The organism is Acinetobacter sp. AND/436 (assembly GCF_049546925.1).
GTDB lineage: Bacteria > Pseudomonadota > Gammaproteobacteria > Pseudomonadales > Moraxellaceae > Acinetobacter > Acinetobacter indicus.
On sequence record NZ_JBMXBO010000008.1, the window covers coordinates 1 to 17,262 of the forward strand.

A 17,262-nucleotide genomic window follows, 5' to 3' on the forward strand; every position below is an offset into this window, starting at 1 on the left:
TTCAAAATCCCCCGAGCAAAAGCTTGGGGGATTTTTTTATGGGCGTAATTTCTAGTTTCTACATCTACGACTTGGATAGTATTTTTCTGGCTTTATGACACAATTTTTACATTTATTTGCAAATTTGTGTGGTAGAAGTTGTCATTTAAGCCTGTCTTAAAAATTGCAATGATGAAGCTTTTATTTCACTGTTTTGTAATATAAAAATTTTAAAAAATAGAATAAGTTTCCACTAATTGTAAGATTTATAACTAAATTTTCTGCTCTGAAATTGAGCTTTATTGCTAAATCAAATCTGATTTTTAAGAAAAATTTATCATTTAGACCTTTTATCCATAGACAAAAAATGAATAATCATTCATTTTATAGACAAAAGTGAATGATTGTTCATTTTTTCATATTAAGAATAAAATCTCACAATTGGAGGTGAGGATTAATGACAGCAACAACAATGAATGTGAATGCTGTAGTGGACAAGGCGAAGTTCAAACCTTTTCATTTAAACGTCGTACTCTGGTGTTTATTTGTAGTCATCTTTGACGGTTATGACCTGGCGATTAATGGCGTAGCCCTACCACTACTGATGCAAGAATGGAATATGACTGCTGTGCAAGCAGGCATGTTGGCCAGTACTGCCCTGGCCGGAATGATGTTCGGTGCCATGTTTTTTGGCATGCTGGCCGATAAGATTGGCCGTAAAAATGTCATTTTAATTTGTGTGACCTTATTTAGCGGTTTTACCTTCTGGGGCGGTTTCGCATCTAACCCGACTGAATTCGGAATTTTGCGCTTTATTGCCGGTTTAGGAATTGGCGGAGTATTACCGAATCTGGTGGCCTTAACCTCTGAATATGCACCACAAAAACTGCGCAGTACCTTGGTGACCACCATGTTTAGTGGGTATGCGGTTGGCGGGATTATGGCTGCATTACTGGGTGCCTGGTTAACTCCAAGTTTTGGCTGGGAAGTGATGTTCTATATCGCGGGTATTCCACTGTTGCTGTTACCGATCTTGTGGAAGTTTTTACCTGAATCATTGACCTTTTTAGTGAAAAAACAGCAGGATGAAAAAGCGCGCCAGATTATTCAGAAAATCACGCCAGAAGAAAAAGTCAGTGCGCAGACTCAACTGGTCTTAAATGAAGTACAGGTGCCGGATGCCTCTATTGCCGCCTTATTTAAGCAAAACCGTGGCATGAGTACCTTATTGTTCTGGTGCTGCTTCTTTATGTGTTTATTGATGGTCTATGCACTGGGCAGCTGGTTACCAAAACTAATGATGGCCGCTGGTTACTCGCTGGGTAGCAGCCTGATGTTCCTGATGTCGATGAATATTGGCGCAGTAATTGGCACCATTGGCGGCGGGATTCTGGCAGACCGTTTTCATTTAAAACCGGTGATTATTGGCATGTTCCTGATGGGGGCTGTGGCGCTGGTTGGATTAGGCTTTAACTCGCCACAACCGGTGATTTACCTACTGGTGGCGCTGGCTGGGGCTTCCGCAATTGGCAGTAGTATTCTGCTATACAGCTTTGTGGCGCAGTATTATCCACTAGCGGTGCGCTCAACCGGGATTGGTTGTGCCTCTGCGGTCGGCCGTGTAGGTGCAATTGTCGGCCCGATTATTATCGGGGTGCTATTGGGTATGGAATTACCGCATAAACTGAATTTCTTGGCGGTGGCGATTCCAGCGGTGATTGGTGCAATTGCAGTTGCCCTGATTCGCATCCAGAAAGCCTCAGAGCCGGTTACTGAAACACCACCGGTGGTGTCTAAGGCCAGTCGCTCTTATAGCTAAACCGATGTAATTCATCTAAACCAACAAAAAGCCTCAGTAGAGGCTTTTTGTTTAAAGGGAAAAAGATGTTTTGTTGTTTTAGAAATGTGCTTCCAGCCCGAGATAAGGACCTTTGAAATCCAGCTGGAGATTACGTTCATCACCTTCGTTTAGCTCCACATCTAGAATGCGGTAACCGGCTTTCAGGCCGACATCGACCAGTAAATTATCAATAAAATTATATTTCAATTCTGCCTGCGCATCGCTAATGACAGTATCATCAAACTTGGCATAGCTGGCTTCGGCTTTGGCACTTAAACCGGTAAAAGGTAGTTTCACCCCGGCTTCGGCATACAGCATTGGCAAGGTTTCACTGACCTGTTCCACTTCGGTTAAATTCTGCTGCACGGTACCGTCCAGCACCTTGGCACCCACACCAATATCGGCACTGACAATATTGTCCAGAATTTCGTAATAGACAATGAAGTCGGAATAATCGAGGTCGATCCGCTCCATCTTTTCATTCAGAACTTCACGTTCTGATTCTGCCTCAAGTGTGCTGTGCTTGATTTTGACATTCGGCAATAACGGTACTGGATGTTCAACCGCCAAGGCAAAAGACAAACTGGAGTCATCTTTCATCTCGGGCTGGCCCAAGGCGCTCGATAAGTCACTGTCATAATGCCAGTAATCGACGCTACCTTTAACACCAATAATATCGGCCTGCGCGGCGCTAAAACAGCCAAGACCGAGGATGAAACACAATGCTGGACGGGTACGCATAAAAATCCCTGTAGAGCTTGTATATTCTCAGAATAAATTTATTGTGGAGGATGGAACCGGGAAACATCTCGGCGCATCATATCGGGAATTGGTATAAATTGCATTGACGCATCATGCAAAAAATAGAGGACCTGCACATGGCTACGCACACTGATCATCCGCACGATTATCCTTTATATCTGGCTGGACAGCCGCATGTGACCGGCCAGTGGCTAGAGGTCGAAGATAAGTATCTGCAGCGCTGTTATGCACGTGTGGCGCTGGCCGATGCAGAGACGCTGGAGCAGGCGATTCAGGCCGCAGTCCAGGCGGAAGCGGCGATGGCGGCGTTAAAACCGTTTCAGAAACAGAAAATCCTGCTGCATTGTGTGCAGCGTTTTCAGGAATGCCGGGCCGAGCTCACCGAACTGCTGATTATTGAAGGCGGTAAACCGAAAAGGGCTGCCGCTGCTGAAGTAGAGCGCTTAATCAATACCTTCCAACTGGCTGCGGATGCGGTCACCCAGATGGATCAGGGCCGGATGATGCCATTGGCGGTGACTGCTGCGGCTTGCAGTTATCAGGGCATCAGCAAACAGGTACCGATTGGCGCAGTGTCGCTGATCAGTCCATTTAATTTTCCTCTGAATTTGACGGCCCATAAAATTGCACCCGCGATTGCTGCAGGCTGTCCCTTTGTTTTAAAACCGGCCAGCCTAACCCCGATTTCTGCCTTAAAAATTGCCGAGATTCTGGCGGAAACCGATTTGCCGGCTGGGGCCTTTTCGGTATTGCCCTGTCCGCGTGAGCAGGCCGATGTGCTGGTCACCGATGACCGCTTTAAACTACTGAGCTTTACCGGTTCCGATGTGGTGGGCTGGGACATGAAAGCGCGTGCCGGACGTAAAAAGGTCACGCTGGAGCTGGGCGGCAATGCTGCCGTGATGATTGAGGCTGATACCGAAGTCAATGATGCGCTGGTTGACCGGTTAATTGGAGGTGCCTATAACCATGCCGGGCAGGTGTGTATTAGTGTGCAGCGTATTCTGGTACATCGCGCGATTTACACACAGCTTAAAGATAAACTGGTCAGCCGTTTGCAGTCATTACGGGCGGCTGATCCGCGGCTGGACAGCGCTTTGGTTGGGCCGATGATTAAAGAGAATGAAGCCGTGCGCCTGAAAAAATGGCTAGATCAGGCCGTAGCAGAAGGCGCGACGATACTGGTGGGCGGTGAACAGCAGGGAGTGATGTTCGAGCCGACATTGCTGGAGCAGGTTTCGCCTCAGTCAGAAATTTACCAGAATGAAGCTTTTGGTCCGGTGGCTATTCTGGAGCCGTATGAACAGTTTGAGCAGGGCATTGAACGGATTAACCAGAGCCGCTTTGGTTTGCAGGCCGGGGTCTATACCCAGAGTCTGCAGCAGATGCTATATGCCTGGGACCAGCTGCATGTTGGCGGGGTAATTATTAACGATATTCCATCATTTCGGGTCGATAATATGCCGTATGGCGGGGTCAAAGATTCAGGTCTGGGCCGTGAGGGAATTCAATCGGCAATTCGTGATATGCAGGAAGAACGTTTACTGGTGATCCATCAACCGGGTTGATGGCTTGGGGATACATCAAGGGCAATATTGAACTTGATGCATCCTTATCTATAGATCACGGCAATCTATTTATTAAACAGGCCTCTGAAGAAAGCGCTGCGGGTAGGCGATAGGCATTTTATATCATCGGGTATAAATGACCGTTTAAAGGATGGCAATTGAGTTTTCAGTTTTACTTCATAATATATTCCAAAAAGTTTGGTGATTCATAACCAAAATTGTACAATAAATAAGCTGATTAATTGAGCGGTTGAATCAGGATAGATTATAAAAACCCAAGATTTGGAGCAGAAATTACAGAATAATTTTTTAAAAGTGAGTATTGTTGAACCATATAAAAGGGAGTCTTCACGATGCACTTTAAGCAAGTTTTCGTCATTCACTCCCTGTTTGTCATTTAGAAACCAGTACCCAAAAGGTCAAGGCTAAATCAAACACTCAAGATTAATATTGCATGGTGCTTTTTTGCTTGCGAGAAAACCACATAAAAAGCAGTGGAAAAAGCATCTAGGTTTAGGTGTTTTATGTCAGGAAATCGTGAAAACTGGTCCGCGCGATCAGGCTTTATTATTGCAGCGATTGGTTCAGCTGTAGGCTTGGGGAATATTTGGCGTTTTCCCTATGTGGCTTACGAAAATGGTGGTGGTGCCTTCCTGGTGCCGTATCTGGTGGCAATTTTTGCTGCTGGTTTGCCGTTATTATATTTAGATTACGCGGTTGGACATAAGTTCCGTAAAGCGCCGCCACTGGCGTATAAAAAGCTCATGAACAGCGAGTCCTTGGGCTGGTGGCAGGTGATGGTGACTTTGGTCATCGGGATTTACTATGCCAGCGTTCTGTCCTGGGCCGGTAGTTATATGTACTACGCGATTGGCCAGAAATGGGGGGCAGATACCCAGGCCTTCTTCTTTAATTCCTATTTGCAAAATGGCGAAGGGCTGGCCTTGGGCTTTGTACCGACCTTATTTTTCGGTCTGGTGATTGTCTGGGCGGTGGTGATGTTCATTCTTTACGGTGGTGTACGTCGTGGTGTGGAACTGGCCAATAAAATCTTTATGCCGTTACTGGTGGTACTGTTCACGATTCTGGTGATTCAGGCGATCCGTTTACCGGGCGCAACCGCAGGTTTAAATGCCTTCTTTACCCCGAACTGGGAAGCGATGGGCAACTATAAAGTCTGGCTGGCCGCATTTGGTCATATCTTCTTCTCGCTGTCTGTGGGCTTCGGGATCATGCTGACCTATGCCTCGTATTTAAAGCGTAAAACCAATATGACCGGTTCCGGTGCGGTGGTTGCGCTGGCCAATTCGTCTTTTGAAATTCTGGCCGGTATCGGGGTATTTGCGGCTTTGGGCTTTATGGCGTTCAGCTCAGGCTCAACCGTGGAAGAAGTGGTATCTGGCGGTATTGGTCTGGCCTTTATTGCCTTCCCGAAAATTATTTCCAGCATGGGCGCAGGCGGCGACTTATTTGGCTTCCTGTTCTTCGCCTCATTGACCGTTGCTGGGATTACCTCGATGGTCAGTATTCTGGAAGTGCCGATTTCAGCTTTCCAGGACAAGTTAGGCTGGTCACGTAAAAAATCGGTCAGCATTATTGCCGGTGGTTCAGCCATTGTTTCGACCCTGATTTTCTCGACCCATAGCGCGATTACCTTTGTCGACATCATTGACTACTTTGCCAATAACATTGGTATTGTCGGTGGTGGTTTACTGTCGATTATTCTAGTGTCATGGTTCCGTCGTCCGCTATTGTCACAGTTACAGGCGCATATCAACCAGTACTCTAGTATTAAACTGGGTGCCGGCTGGAACTTCCTGTTAACCGTGATTACTCCATTATCATTACTGGTGGCTTTAGGCCTAACCATCAAGTCGATTGTTGCAGAAGGTTATGGCGGTTATCCGGCTGAAATCTTATGGCTGGTGGGTGGCGGTACGCTGGCCCTGTTTATTGTGGGTGCCATTGTACTGAGCTGTCTGAAAGACAAAGTCCCGGAAGAGGAGAACTAAGATGAATACTGAAGCAATTATCATGATGATCATCTCGACTGTCCTGCTCTGGGGCGGTTTAATCTTGGCCATGATTCATCTGAGCAAACATCCAGATGAACCAGAGGATTAAGTCTGTGGTACATGCATGTGCAGACTAAGCTGCTGTAGAATAAAAAAAGGAACCACCTGAGGGTTCCTTTTTTTATCGTCTAGATTTTTTCGATCCGGCAATAATAGAAGCCATCGCCGCGTCCGGCTTCCGGTAACAGCTGGCGGCCATACTGCTGTTCGACACCATAGTCTGTGACAATTTTAATTTCTTTGGCATCGGCATGCTGGGCAAAGAACTGCTGCATCTGCTGTTCATTTTCTGCTTTTAAAATGGAACAGGTGATATACAGCAAGGTGCCGCCGACTTTTAGCTGGGACCACATCTGTTCCAGAATCTGCTGCTGCAGCTCGACAGTTTGCTGAATGTCAGCGGACTGGCGTAACAGGCGAATATCCGGATGACGGCGCATCACCCCAATGGCAGAGCAGGGTGCATCCAGCACAATACAATCGACCGGTTCGGTTGCGGTCCAGCGCGTAGCATCTGCCGCCAGAATTTCGACCTGCTGCGTATCGGTCAGTTGCAGGCGCTCCAGATTTTCCGTGACCCGTAGCAGGCGTTTCGGGTCCTGATCCAGTGCCACCAAAGTGGCCGGACTAAATTTTTCCAGAATATGTGCGGTTTTTCCGCCCGGGGCTGCACAGGCATCAATCACCACTTTGCCATTTAAATCTGGCAGTAACTGCGCACAAAGCTGGGCATGTTCATCCTGTACCGAGAACCAGCCGGCATCAAAGCCCGGCAGCTCCGGAATCTGCACCGCCTGTTCCAGAATAATCGCCACATCGGAACGCTCGCCCGGACGTGCCTGAATACCGGCGCCCAGCAGTTTATTCAGATAGGCTTCACGGCTGATCTTGCGCTGATTGACCCTTAAAGTCAGTGGTGCTGTCTGTTTCAGGTCCTGGGTCAGTTGCTCCAGCTGTTCCGGCCAGTCTTTTTTCAGACGTTTAAACAGCCAGCTGGGTAAACCATGCGCCGCTTGCAGCGTCTGCTCAAAGACCGATGTTTCACGTGAAACACGACGCAGGATGGCATTGACCACACCACTGAGCGCCTGAAAGCCTAACTGCTTGGTGGCAGTCACGGTTTCTGAAATAGCCGCATGGTCGGCAATACGGGTACATAAAATCTGATACAGCCCGACATAGAGACAGGTTTCGACGGTTTCATTGTTCAGTGGTTTGACCAGCAAAGGCAGGGTAATGCTTTTCAGGCCATACCATTGACGCAAGGTGCCCAAGACCAGTTCGTGATACAACGCCCGGTCACGCTCGGCGACCTTGGTCAGATGCAGCGGTAAAATACTGGCCAGAGATTGGCCCTGCTGGACGGCCAATAAAGTACGAATCACTTGGGCGCGTAAGTTCAGATGTGACTGACCGGATGGATGTTGATTCATGCCAGCACCTGCCCAATACTTAATTTCTGGGTTTGTGCAATCTGGACCGGATTCAGCGCTTTACCACCCGGCCATTGCAGGCTGGTCAGACAGATGGCTTTGCCATCGCCACAGGCCACATGCACGCCCTGTTTATCCAGTGCCAGAATGGTCCCCGCCGACTGGCCATTGACCGCTTCATTCGACAGCACAGATCCCCAGACCCGTAAATTACTTTGCTCATCCAGCGGAATAAACGCCACCGGCCACGGGTTAAAGGCGCGAATATTGCGGTCAATTGTCACAGCATCCTGAGACCAGTCAATTTTCGCTTCGGCTTTAGACAGCTTGTGGGCATATACCGTTAAAGCTTCATCCTGTACTTCGCGCTGTTCCAGATACTGTTGTAAAGTCTGCTCCGAAGCCAGTACCGCCACAATCGCCTCCGCACCCTGAATGGCCAGTTTGTCATGCAGGCTGGCAGAGGTATCTTCAGCTGTAATCGGGCACAGGGTTTTATACATCATATCGCCGGTATCCAGCCCGGCCGCCATCTTCATAATGGTCACGCCGGTTTCAGCATCACCGGTGGCAATGGCGCGTTGAATGGGCGCCGCTCCTCGCCAGCGTGGCAGCAGCGAACCATGAATATTCAGGCAGCCATATTTGGGTGTATCCAGCACCACTTGTGGCAAAATCAGGCCATAGGCCGCCACCACCATTACATCGGCATTCAGGGCTTTTAGTTCTGCCTGTGCCGCCAGACCTTCTTCTGTGGATGATTTAAAATGTAACGGTTGATATACCGGAAGATTATGTGCCAGCGCCAGTTGTTTCACGGCAGAGGCCGTAAGTTTTTGTCCGCGGCCTGCTTTGCGGTCAGGTTGAGTATAGACCGCCACAATTTCATGCTCGGTTTTTAATAAGGCATCGAGCGCTACAGCTGCAAATTCTGGTGTTCCCGCAAAGATAATTTTCACACATGAGATTCCATATAAACTTGCCCCACATTATATGCGAAAAGCCTTTTTAAGCCTAAATTGTCATGTAAATAGAGATTGCATCTTCATGAGTTTGGCTGGGTGCTGTTCTTTGCAAACAAAATTTTATTTAAAAAATTAATATCAATAAATTTTGTTTATATAAAAGGTAAAAATTATTCATGAAAATGCCGGAGCTAATGCTTTATGATCAAATCATATCGGCTCCGTAGGCGAGTCTCCCCAGTTTTCATCAGTTGAAAGATCGCAGAATAAAAGGTTCAAAAGACCCGATCACCCAGCACGCTGACAGATTGAGCTGTAGTATGATGTGACGAAATTTCAACTGATAACCTGAAGATCAGTACATTTTAGCCAGAGATGGGGATTCACCCTCTCAAGCACAACTCGTTGGAAATACACATGCCTGACTATCGTTCAAAAACATCGACACACGGAAGAAATATGGCGGGCGCACGTGGCTTATGGCGTGCGACCGGGATGAAAGATGAAGATTTTGGCAAGCCGATTATTGCGGTGGTCAACTCTTTTACCCAGTTTGTACCGGGTCACGTGCATTTAAAAGACCTAGGTCAGCTCGTGGCACGTCAAATTGAAGCGTCAGGCGGTGTAGCAAAAGAATTCAATACCATTGCGGTCGATGACGGCATCGCCATGGGTCATGACGGTATGCTGTATTCACTGCCTTCACGTGACCTAATTGCTGACTCGGTAGAATATATGGTCAGCGCACACTGTGCCGATGCGATGGTGTGTATCTCGAACTGTGACAAGATCACTCCGGGGATGTTAATGGCAGCAATGCGCCTGAACATTCCAGTGGTATTCGTGTCTGGCGGTCCGATGGAAGCCGGTAAAGTGAAAATCCGTGGTAATGATAAAGCCATCGACTTGATCGATGCCATGATCGTCGCTGCAGATGATAACTATACTGATGAAGAAGTGGCTGAATACGAACGTTCAGCCTGTCCAACCTGTGGTTCATGTTCAGGCATGTTCACTGCGAACTCAATGAACTGCTTGACTGAAGCATTGGGTCTATCGCTTCCAGGTAACGGTTCAACTTTGGCAACTCATGCGAACCGTAAAAAACTGTTCGAACGTGCAGGTTCTCTCATTGTTGAACTGGCAAAACGCCATTATGAACAAGACGATTACAGCGTATTACCACGTTCAATGGTGACTAAAGCTTCGTATGAAAATGCCATGACTTTGGACATCGCAATGGGTGGTTCAACCAATACCGTTCTACACTTATTAGCTGCTGCAAACGAAGCGGGTGTGGACTTCACCATGGATGACATCGATCGTCTATCTCGTAAAGTACCAGTGCTTTGTAAGGTCGCTCCTGCGAAGAATGATGTACATATGGAAGACGTGCACCGTGCCGGCGGGATCATGTCGATCCTCGGTGAACTAGATCGTGCAGGCCTGTTAGATACCTCTGTCGGTACGGTTCACGAAGCAACATTAAAAGATGCTTTAGATAAATGGGACATCATCCGTACTGAAGATGAAGACGTATATCAATTCTTTAAATCAGCACCAGGTGGCGTACCAACCCAGACTGCATTCTCACAAGACCGTTACTACTCACGTTTGGATGGCGACCGTGAAAATGGTGTGATCCGTAATGCAGAACATGCATTCTCTAAAGACGGTGGTCTGGCTGTACTTTATGGCAACATCGCGCTAGATGGTTGTATCGTAAAAACGGCCGGTGTAGATGAATCAATCCTGAAATTCAATGGGACTGCACGTGTATTTGAAAGCCAGGATTCTGCGGTCGAGGCGATTCTGGGCGGAAAAATCAGCGCCGGTGATGTGGTTGTGATTCGTTACGAAGGCCCACGTGGTGGCCCTGGTATGCAGGAAATGCTGTACCCAACCAGCTACCTGAAATCGAAAGGTTTAGGTAAGGAATGTGCACTGTTAACTGACGGCCGCTTCTCTGGCGGTTCATCAGGTCTGTCGATTGGTCACGTTTCTCCAGAAGCGGCTGAAGGCGGTGCGATTGGTCTGGTTGAAGATGGCGATCGTATCGAAATCGATATTCCAAACCGTAGCATTCACCTGGCAGTAGATGATGCGACCATGGCAGCGCGCCGTGAAGCACAGGAAGCCAAAGGCTGGCAGCCCGCTGAAGAACGTCCACGCAAGATTTCTAAAGCGCTGAAAGCCTATGCCATGCATACCACCAGTGCGGCCAAAGGTGCGGTACGTGAAATCTAAGCTGTAAATTTTTATAGCGCGAAAAAGCACTCCAGATGGGAGTGCTTTTTTATTCCTTAGCGATTTAAACTTAAGTAAAACACCTAAACTTTCAATAAAATCAATGGAGAGAGGGCTTTAGATACTTAAAACCGATAAAGTCTTAAAAAAAGTATGTGTATACTAAAGCGACAGTATCAATGCAAAAGTGATTACACGCATGTCCATGAAATTTATTAGCCGCTTTGTGGCAATTTTAGCGCTCATTATGATTTTAGCTGCACTGAGCATTCAATTTTTCTTTGATCCACATTATACCGTCGTCTTTTGGATCTTAGCTGTTCCTGTGATTTTGGCGGCTCCGATTCTGGCATCTGTGGTGTTGGCTTCCAATGAAGAACTTGGTCTGCATCAGGTGAATTAAGTACGCCTACACTAAAAATTTATAAGTAATTGATTTTAAATAGTGTAAAGATGAATCTAATCAGAAATCATCCCATGACTGATTTACAGTCTCAGTAAAAGGCCCGGCTTGAAAAGACCGGGTCTTTTATTATGTATGGCAACTTCGTACTTCAAATACTCATCTAAGAAAATAAAAAATAACTGAGTCAGATACACAGAGTCTTACTTTTATGTCGAGATTGCTTTCTATACAATCGGATAAAACCTAGCCAATATTTAGGCTTCTCAAAAATTACACTCAGGACGAATAAAATGAGTAAAGACAATATCCGAGAACATTCCGCGCCTGTTTATGAAGGCATTGAAAATGCACCGGCCCGATCCATGATGCGTGCCACCGGTTTTCAGGATGAGGATTTTACGCGTCCTTTTATCGGGATTGCCTCAACCTGGGCCAATGTCACGCCGTGTAATATGCATATTGATGGGCTGGCGCGTGAAGCCGAAGCCGGGGTCAATGCCGCTGGTGGTAAGGGGATTATCTTCAATACCATCACCATTTCTGACGGGATTTCAAACGGCACCGAGGGCATGAAATATTCGCTGCTGACCCGCGAAATTATTGCCGATTCGATTGAAGCCGTGGTCGGCTGTCAGGCCTATGATGGGGTGATTGCCATTGGCGGCTGCGATAAAAATATGCCGGGCTGTATTATGGGACTGGCGCGCCTCAACCGTCCGGGGCTGTTTGTCTATGGCGGCACCATCAAGCCGGGCGCAGGCCATACCGACATGATTTCGGTATTTGAGGCCGTGGGGCAGCATGCCAAAGGCGAAATTAACGAAATTCAGGTCAAACAGATTGAAGAAGTGGCCTTGCCTGGACCGGGTTCCTGTGGCGGCATGTACACCGCCAACTCGATGGCCTCGGCGATTGAAGCTTTGGGCATGAGTTTGCCGGGTTCATCGGCACAGGAAGCGGTGTCTGAGGACAAGAAAATTGACTGTCAGCGTGCCGGTGAAGCGGTAATGAACCTGCTGCGTCTGGACATTAAACCGCGCGACATTATGACCAAAGCCGCGTTTGAAAATGCCATTAAAGTGCTGATTGCTCTGGGCGGTTCCACCAATGGCGTACTGCATTTACTGGCCATGGCGCATACGGCCGGGGTCGAGCTGAGTCTGGATGATTTTGTCCGCATTGGACAGGATATTCCGGTGGTGGCCGATGTACGTCCATCCGGTCAATACCTGATGTCTGAACTGATTGCGATTGGCGGGATTCAGCCGCTGATGAAACGGATGCTGGATGCCGGTATGCTCGATGGTTCCTGCCTGACCGTGACCGGTAAAACACTGGCCGAAAACCTGGCGGATGTTGAAGACTATCCGGAAGGCCAGCAGATTATCCTGCCATTTGATGCACCGGTGAAAAAAGATTCGCATCTGGTGATTTTAAAAGGCAACCTGTCGCCAACCGGTGCGGTGGCAAAAATTACCGGTAAAGAAGGGCTGTATTTTGAAGGCCCGGCACGGGTGTTTGAAGGTGAAATTGGTGCCATGCGCGGTATTCTTGACGGTCAGGTGCAGCCGGGCGAAGTGGTGGTAATTCGCGGTGTTGGTCCAAAAGGCGGACCGGGCATGCCTGAAATGCTAAAACCGACCTCAGCGATTATTGGTAAAGGCCTGGGCGATGCTGTGGCCCTGATTACCGATGGCCGTTTCTCTGGCGGCAGTCATGGCTTTGTGATTGGCCATGTGACCCCGGAAGCCTATGAAGGTGGGCCAATTGGTTTGGTGAAAAATGGCGATAAAATCTCCATCAATGCCGAAACCCGTGAAATGACCTGGCATGTGTCTGAACAGGAAATTGCCGCGCGTCAGGCAGCCTGGGTCAAGCCAAAACCAAATTATACGCATGGTGCACTGGCCAAATTTGCCCGACTGACCTCAGGGGCAGAGACCGGCGCCGTGACCGATTTAAATTTGGATGTGTAATTGATCATTTAAGATCAAATTGTTATAAACCGGTGTAGTATCTTTTATTCCGCCGTTTAATCCTTTAGAGGCTCAGCTCATGTCACTGTTACGCCGTTGGTTTGATCCAATCCGATCGAGTTGGTTTTATCAAAAACCGTCTCGTCAAGCGGTGTTACCGATTGAGCAGGGCCTCAGTATTCATCTGCGTTTAGATGATGTGTATAGCTATCTGGCAGTGCAGGAACTGCCACAGCTTGAAGAAATTCTCTCCGATGCCTTAAAGCCGTTAAAGGTAATTATTTCCAGTGGCAGTGCAGAGCCGCCGAACCAGATGTCGGCGCTGGAATGGCAGAACTATTGCCTGAATGATGCACAGATCCTGTCCAAGCAGCATCGTTTCAGTTTTCATGACACCCCGGAACAGCCGACCCCGGAAGCCTTGGTGCAAGCTGAAACCATCTTGCGGCATACGCCTTTGCGTGGTCAGGATTTTCTGTATTTGCTGGAAGATGTATTCCATATGCTCTGGCAAAAACAGTATGGCAAATTGCGCACCCTGTATGCCATGGCCAGTCGCCATCATCAGGAACAGCATTTTCCGGAACGGATTTTTAATCAGGATGCCATCCTTGCCAGCTATTTCGAGTTTGGTGGCCGCCAGTATCATGCGGTAGATGATTTGTTGCGCCTGACCCGGCGCCTAAAACAGCAGAAGCTGCTGACCGGTAATCCGATTTTCCTGATTAATCATATTGAATGGCGTGAGCATTTAATTAATGATGCCGAAGCCTTAAATGAAATTCAGCGTATGGACCCGGAGCTGGATTTATATATCGCGCTGGAAGATCCGATTTCCTGGCTGCTGCTGGCCTATATTCAGGAAGAGCTGGCCAATTATTATAATATTCATTTGAATGTCTATCCGCTCAGTTATCAGGGCCGTGACCTGTTTGACTGGAGCCTGGCCACCCGTTTATCCAAACGCACCGAAGTCGCCTTTACCCCATTTTGCCGGCCGACCCAGGATGCCACCTATCAGATGGCGCGATTGTTTTATAGCGTGCCGGAAGAGCAGCGTATGCAGGCCATTCACCGAATTTTGCAGGCGGTATGGACCCAGGGCAAAGACCTGTCTTTTAAAGCCCATTTCGAGCAGTTACGCCGTGAGCTGAACATTGTTGAACTGAGCAGTGCCGATATTGAACAGTATCTGAAAGACAATGACATGCTCTGTGAAATGAAGTCTCAACCGAACTTACCGGTGCTGGAGCTGCGAATTGACGGACAAAGTTATGTGTTTAATAGCCTTTATCGCGTCTGGATGATTGAAAGTATTTTCAGTAATGTGTTAGAAGAAAAGTACAAAAGTGAAAACGAAGCTGAAAATGACATCTTACAACATGAAAAAAGAGAAAGTTGAGTCGCTGGAACAGGCTCGCGCACAGATTGATGTGATTGATAGTGCTTTGGTGGAGCTGATTGCAGCGCGTCAATATTATGTTGATCAGACCACCCGTTTTAAAAAATCAGAAACCGATATGCAGACCCCGGAACGCCAGGCCCAGATTCTGGAGCGTTTGCGTAGCCAGGCCACCAGCTTGGGGCTCGATGCTCAGCTGATTGAACAGCTGTACCAGACCATGTTCCAGCACTTTATTCAGCGTGAACTGAAACAGTTTAGACCTTAAAACCGATAACAATTAAAAACGCGCTGGCACTCTGTTTTCATCACAGCAGGCCGGGATAATCTTCCTGATTCCGGCGGCGCGGATTATTTTTGTTCGTCTTTAATCTTTAGCCAGAACCGTAGACATCAGCACTCGGCAGGTGAGATGAATCTGGGAGGTTATTTCGCTTCAAGATCAAGGTTGGTTGAAAAACAAGCGAATCATCTAACTTTAATTTAAAAATAAACCGATGGCGGTATTTTGCGCAAAGCTAGAGCCCGGCAGGCTTTGCGCGCGTCTATAGTTTTTTGGTAAACTAAATCTATTGATTTTATTACATATTTTAACACGATAGATTTGACTTAATTGAAAATGTATATATATTGTATATACATCTTTTTGTTAAAGCGTCTTTATTTTGGAGTGAAGCAATGAGCGAGCAAATCAAAAAAATAAAGACAGGCAAAAAAGATGGACAACTTTTAATTCGTATTAATAGTGCTGAACGCGATGAATTTATTCATCTGTGTGAAGAACTGGATACTAGTGCTGCTCGTGAATTAAGAAAATTTATTCGTAACTTTGTGAAACAGCACAAGCGCGAATAGCCTTACTAGGGAGTAATACCATGGCGAAGCAAGTTAAATCGTTAAAGCAAAAAATCAAAGCACGTTTGAAAAAGATTTCAAAACATCAGGGCAAATTGAAACAGCTGCAAAAAGCCCTGAAAAAGCAAAAATAATTTAATTTTGCCTTGAAACCTGACTGCTAGCGTTTAGGTTTCAGATAAAAAACCGAAGCCGGTACTGATCATACCGGCTTCGGTTTTTTTGTATATTAGTCAGGGCAGTTATGCTTTTTCTGATTTTTCGCCCAGGCTAAAGAACAGGTTCAGTAACAGCGCAGCAAAGGTCGCTGTCCCAATACCACCCAGGTTAAAGCTGCCGAATTGCAGGGCAAAGTCACCGGTACCTAAAATAATGGTCACTGCCGCCACCATCAGGTTTTTGTTTTTCGAGAAGTCGACTTTGTTTTCAATCCAGATTTTCGCTCCAGCAATGGTAATCAGACCAAACACCACAATTGAAGCACCGGTTAAAATCGCGCTTGGAATGGTATGAATAATGGCACCAAACTTAGGCGATAAACCAAGGAAAATGGCAAATACACCGGCAACTGCAAAAATAATGGTCGAGTAGACACGTGTCACTGCCATCACGCCAATATTTTCACCATAGGTGGTCATGCCCGGCGCACCGACACCACCGGCTAAAGTGGTGGCTACACCATCGGCAACAAAGGCTTTACCAATGTGTGGGTCCAGGTTTTCACCGGTCATGGCACTCACCGCTTTAATATGACCGAGGTTTTCTGCCACCAGAATCAGCGCTACAGGGGCAATGATCAGCATGGCATTGACTTCAAATTCCGGACCATGGAAGGTTGGCAGGCCAAACCATGCCGCCTGCTGGATTGGGGCAAAGTTAATTGGCGTGCCATAACCCATGACATTGCTGACAATAAAGTAAACCAGATAGGCCAGCAGCAGACCAACCAGGAGCAACAGGCGCTGTAACAGTCCTTTGGTAAATACCGCAATTGAACCCATACATAGGACAGTCACCAGCGCCATCCACATATTAAATGGATTACCAGCCACGCCTTTGACGGTGACCGGCGCCAGGTTCAGACCAATGATCATCACCACTGCACCAGTGACCACAGGCGGCATTAATTTTTCAATCCAGCGCGTGCCGGTGGCCATGATCAGAAAGCCGAGCAGGGCATATAAAATACCGCAGGCAATAATCCCGCCGGCTGCCACCGCAATATTCGGGTTGGGTCCGCCCGTGCCGGATGCGGCATAACCGGTCGCAGCAATTACCACCCCAATAAAGGCAAAGCTGGAACCTAAATAACTAGGAACGCGACCACCGGTCATAATAAAGAACAGGATGGTACAGATCCCGGACATCAGAATGGCCAGGTTCGGGTCAAAGCCCATCAGGAAAGGCGCAAGTACCGTCGCACCAAACATGGCAAACGCGTGCTGAACCCCCAGAACCACAGTTTGCGCAGGTGGAAGATACTCATTGGTACCTACAGGACGTGCATCGATACTGCCTTGATACGGGCGCCATTTGGGAAACCAATTGGACATATTTTGAGCACTCTAAAGACAAATTGTGCCAATCATACTCCTGTTTTTTAAAAGATTTAATCGGAGATACAAAATTTTTGTTCAAATTAATTCTATGACTTTGCTTTGTTTTTTACCGCAGGGTAAAAATTTTTCACTATAAAAATAGTATGAAATCAGTAGATTAATTCATCGACTCTGGCTGGAGGGAATGTATAAATA

14 protein-coding genes are annotated in these 17,262 nt (G+C 47.3%); 10 read left to right on the forward strand and 4 right to left on the reverse strand.

The genetic code is table 11. From position 1 onward, the window contains the following. The first annotated feature begins 436 nt into the window (after positions 1 to 436). Positions 437 to 1,798: an aromatic acid/H+ symport family MFS transporter gene (locus ACPEPR_RS07760; RefSeq protein ID WP_005181158.1), complete on the forward strand. Its 1,362-nt coding sequence runs from the start codon at positions 437 to 439 to the stop codon at positions 1,796 to 1,798. A gap of 78 nt (positions 1,799 to 1,876) precedes the next feature. Here the strand turns inward: ACPEPR_RS07760 and ACPEPR_RS07765 are convergent, their stop codons facing one another. Further along, positions 1,877 to 2,560, reverse strand: coding sequence for a TIGR04219 family outer membrane beta-barrel protein (locus ACPEPR_RS07765; protein WP_156188662.1), 684 nt, complete (start codon positions 2,558 to 2,560; stop codon positions 1,877 to 1,879). 137 nt (positions 2,561 to 2,697) lie between these two features. Between ACPEPR_RS07765 and ACPEPR_RS07770 the strand changes: the two genes are divergently transcribed. From ACPEPR_RS07770 to ACPEPR_RS07780, 3 genes are all read left to right on the forward strand, one after another. Continuing rightward, the gene (locus ACPEPR_RS07770; protein WP_423562243.1) at positions 2,698 to 4,149 is read left to right on the forward strand and encodes an aldehyde dehydrogenase family protein; all 1,452 of its coding nucleotides are present in this window, start codon (positions 2,698 to 2,700) and stop codon (positions 4,147 to 4,149) included. 524 nt (positions 4,150 to 4,673) lie between these two features. Then, positions 4,674 to 6,161 carry a sodium-dependent transporter gene (locus tag ACPEPR_RS07775; RefSeq protein WP_016658905.1) on the forward strand — a complete coding sequence of 496 codons (1,488 nt, stop codon included), beginning with the start codon at positions 4,674 to 4,676 and terminating at the stop codon, positions 6,159 to 6,161. A 1-nt stretch (position 6,162) separates the two neighbouring features. After that, positions 6,163 to 6,273: a methionine/alanine import family NSS transporter small subunit gene (locus ACPEPR_RS07780; RefSeq protein WP_005181164.1), complete on the forward strand. Its 111-nt coding sequence runs from the start codon at positions 6,163 to 6,165 to the stop codon at positions 6,271 to 6,273. A 79-nt stretch (positions 6,274 to 6,352) separates the two neighbouring features. Here ACPEPR_RS07780 and rsmB read toward each other — a convergent pair whose 3' ends face one another. Both rsmB and fmt read right to left on the reverse strand, forming a co-directional pair. Continuing rightward, positions 6,353 to 7,657: a 16S rRNA (cytosine(967)-C(5))-methyltransferase RsmB gene (gene rsmB, locus ACPEPR_RS07785; RefSeq protein ID WP_163143347.1), complete on the reverse strand. Its 1,305-nt coding sequence runs from the start codon at positions 7,655 to 7,657 to the stop codon at positions 6,353 to 6,355. Beyond that, entirely contained in the window at positions 7,654 to 8,616 is a 963-nt protein-coding gene (gene fmt, locus ACPEPR_RS07790) for a methionyl-tRNA formyltransferase (RefSeq protein WP_168399137.1), read from the reverse strand. Before fmt ends, rsmB begins: the two co-directional genes overlap by 4 nt. Before the next feature lie 423 nt (positions 8,617 to 9,039). Here fmt and ilvD (ACPEPR_RS07795) point away from each other — a divergent pair, with 423 nt between their 5' ends. The 6 genes from ilvD (ACPEPR_RS07795) to ACPEPR_RS07820 all read left to right on the forward strand — a co-directional run bounded on the left by ilvD (ACPEPR_RS07795) (position 9,040) and on the right by ACPEPR_RS07820 (position 15,508). Continuing rightward, positions 9,040 to 10,869, forward strand: coding sequence for a dihydroxy-acid dehydratase (ilvD, locus tag ACPEPR_RS07795; protein WP_423562244.1), 1,830 nt, complete (start codon positions 9,040 to 9,042; stop codon positions 10,867 to 10,869). A gap of 199 nt (positions 10,870 to 11,068) precedes the next feature. Beyond that, positions 11,069 to 11,272 carry a hypothetical protein gene (locus ACPEPR_RS07800; RefSeq protein WP_067731511.1) on the forward strand — a complete coding sequence of 68 codons (204 nt, stop codon included), beginning with the start codon at positions 11,069 to 11,071 and terminating at the stop codon, positions 11,270 to 11,272. Positions 11,273 to 11,565: 293 nt separating this feature from the next. Next, entirely contained in the window at positions 11,566 to 13,251 is a 1,686-nt protein-coding gene (gene ilvD / locus ACPEPR_RS07805; RefSeq protein ID WP_005181175.1) for a dihydroxy-acid dehydratase, read from the forward strand. 79 nt (positions 13,252 to 13,330) lie between these two features. Next, positions 13,331 to 14,653 (forward strand): hypothetical protein, encoded by a 1,323-nt coding sequence (locus ACPEPR_RS07810; protein WP_423562245.1) that lies wholly within the window; start codon positions 13,331 to 13,333, stop codon positions 14,651 to 14,653. Beyond that, positions 14,634 to 14,921: a chorismate mutase gene (locus tag ACPEPR_RS07815; protein WP_075167674.1), complete on the forward strand. Its 288-nt coding sequence runs from the start codon at positions 14,634 to 14,636 to the stop codon at positions 14,919 to 14,921. The genes ACPEPR_RS07810 and ACPEPR_RS07815 overlap by 20 nt, the downstream gene beginning before the upstream one ends. A gap of 410 nt (positions 14,922 to 15,331) precedes the next feature. Then, positions 15,332 to 15,508 carry a hypothetical protein gene (locus ACPEPR_RS07820; protein ID WP_423562246.1) on the forward strand — a complete coding sequence of 59 codons (177 nt, stop codon included), beginning with the start codon at positions 15,332 to 15,334 and terminating at the stop codon, positions 15,506 to 15,508. A gap of 242 nt (positions 15,509 to 15,750) precedes the next feature. Here ACPEPR_RS07820 and ACPEPR_RS07825 read toward each other — a convergent pair whose 3' ends face one another. Next, on the reverse strand, positions 15,751 to 17,061 hold the full coding sequence (locus ACPEPR_RS07825; protein ID WP_423562247.1) for a solute carrier family 23 protein: 1,311 nt from the start codon (positions 17,059 to 17,061) through the stop codon (positions 15,751 to 15,753). Between the last annotated feature and the right edge of the window lie 201 nt (positions 17,062 to 17,262).

Bases quoted from the DNA above. Each gene is read 5' to 3' on its own strand.
- ACPEPR_RS07760 (WP_005181158.1), top strand. From the start codon at position 437: ATGACAGCAACAACAATGAATGTGAATGCTGTAGTGGACAAGGCGAAG.
- ACPEPR_RS07765 (WP_156188662.1), bottom strand. From the start codon at position 2,560: ATGCGTACCCGTCCAGCATTGTGTTTCATCCTCGGTCTTGGCTGTTTT.
- ACPEPR_RS07770 (WP_423562243.1), top strand. From the start codon at position 2,698: ATGGCTACGCACACTGATCATCCGCACGATTATCCTTTATATCTGGCT.
- ACPEPR_RS07775 (WP_016658905.1), top strand. From the start codon at position 4,674: ATGTCAGGAAATCGTGAAAACTGGTCCGCGCGATCAGGCTTTATTATT.
- ACPEPR_RS07780 (WP_005181164.1), top strand. From the start codon at position 6,163: ATGAATACTGAAGCAATTATCATGATGATCATCTCGACTGTCCTGCTC.
- rsmB (WP_163143347.1), bottom strand. From the start codon at position 7,657: ATGAATCAACATCCATCCGGTCAGTCACATCTGAACTTACGCGCCCAA.
- ilvD (WP_423562244.1), top strand. From the start codon at position 9,040: ATGCCTGACTATCGTTCAAAAACATCGACACACGGAAGAAATATGGCG.
- ACPEPR_RS07800 (WP_067731511.1), top strand. From the start codon at position 11,069: ATGTCCATGAAATTTATTAGCCGCTTTGTGGCAATTTTAGCGCTCATT.
- ilvD (WP_005181175.1), top strand. From the start codon at position 11,566: ATGAGTAAAGACAATATCCGAGAACATTCCGCGCCTGTTTATGAAGGC.
- ACPEPR_RS07810 (WP_423562245.1), top strand. From the start codon at position 13,331: ATGTCACTGTTACGCCGTTGGTTTGATCCAATCCGATCGAGTTGGTTT.
- ACPEPR_RS07815 (WP_075167674.1), top strand. From the start codon at position 14,634: ATGAAAAAAGAGAAAGTTGAGTCGCTGGAACAGGCTCGCGCACAGATT.
- ACPEPR_RS07820 (WP_423562246.1), top strand. From the start codon at position 15,332: ATGAGCGAGCAAATCAAAAAAATAAAGACAGGCAAAAAAGATGGACAA.
- ACPEPR_RS07825 (WP_423562247.1), bottom strand. From the start codon at position 17,061: ATGTCCAATTGGTTTCCCAAATGGCGCCCGTATCAAGGCAGTATCGAT.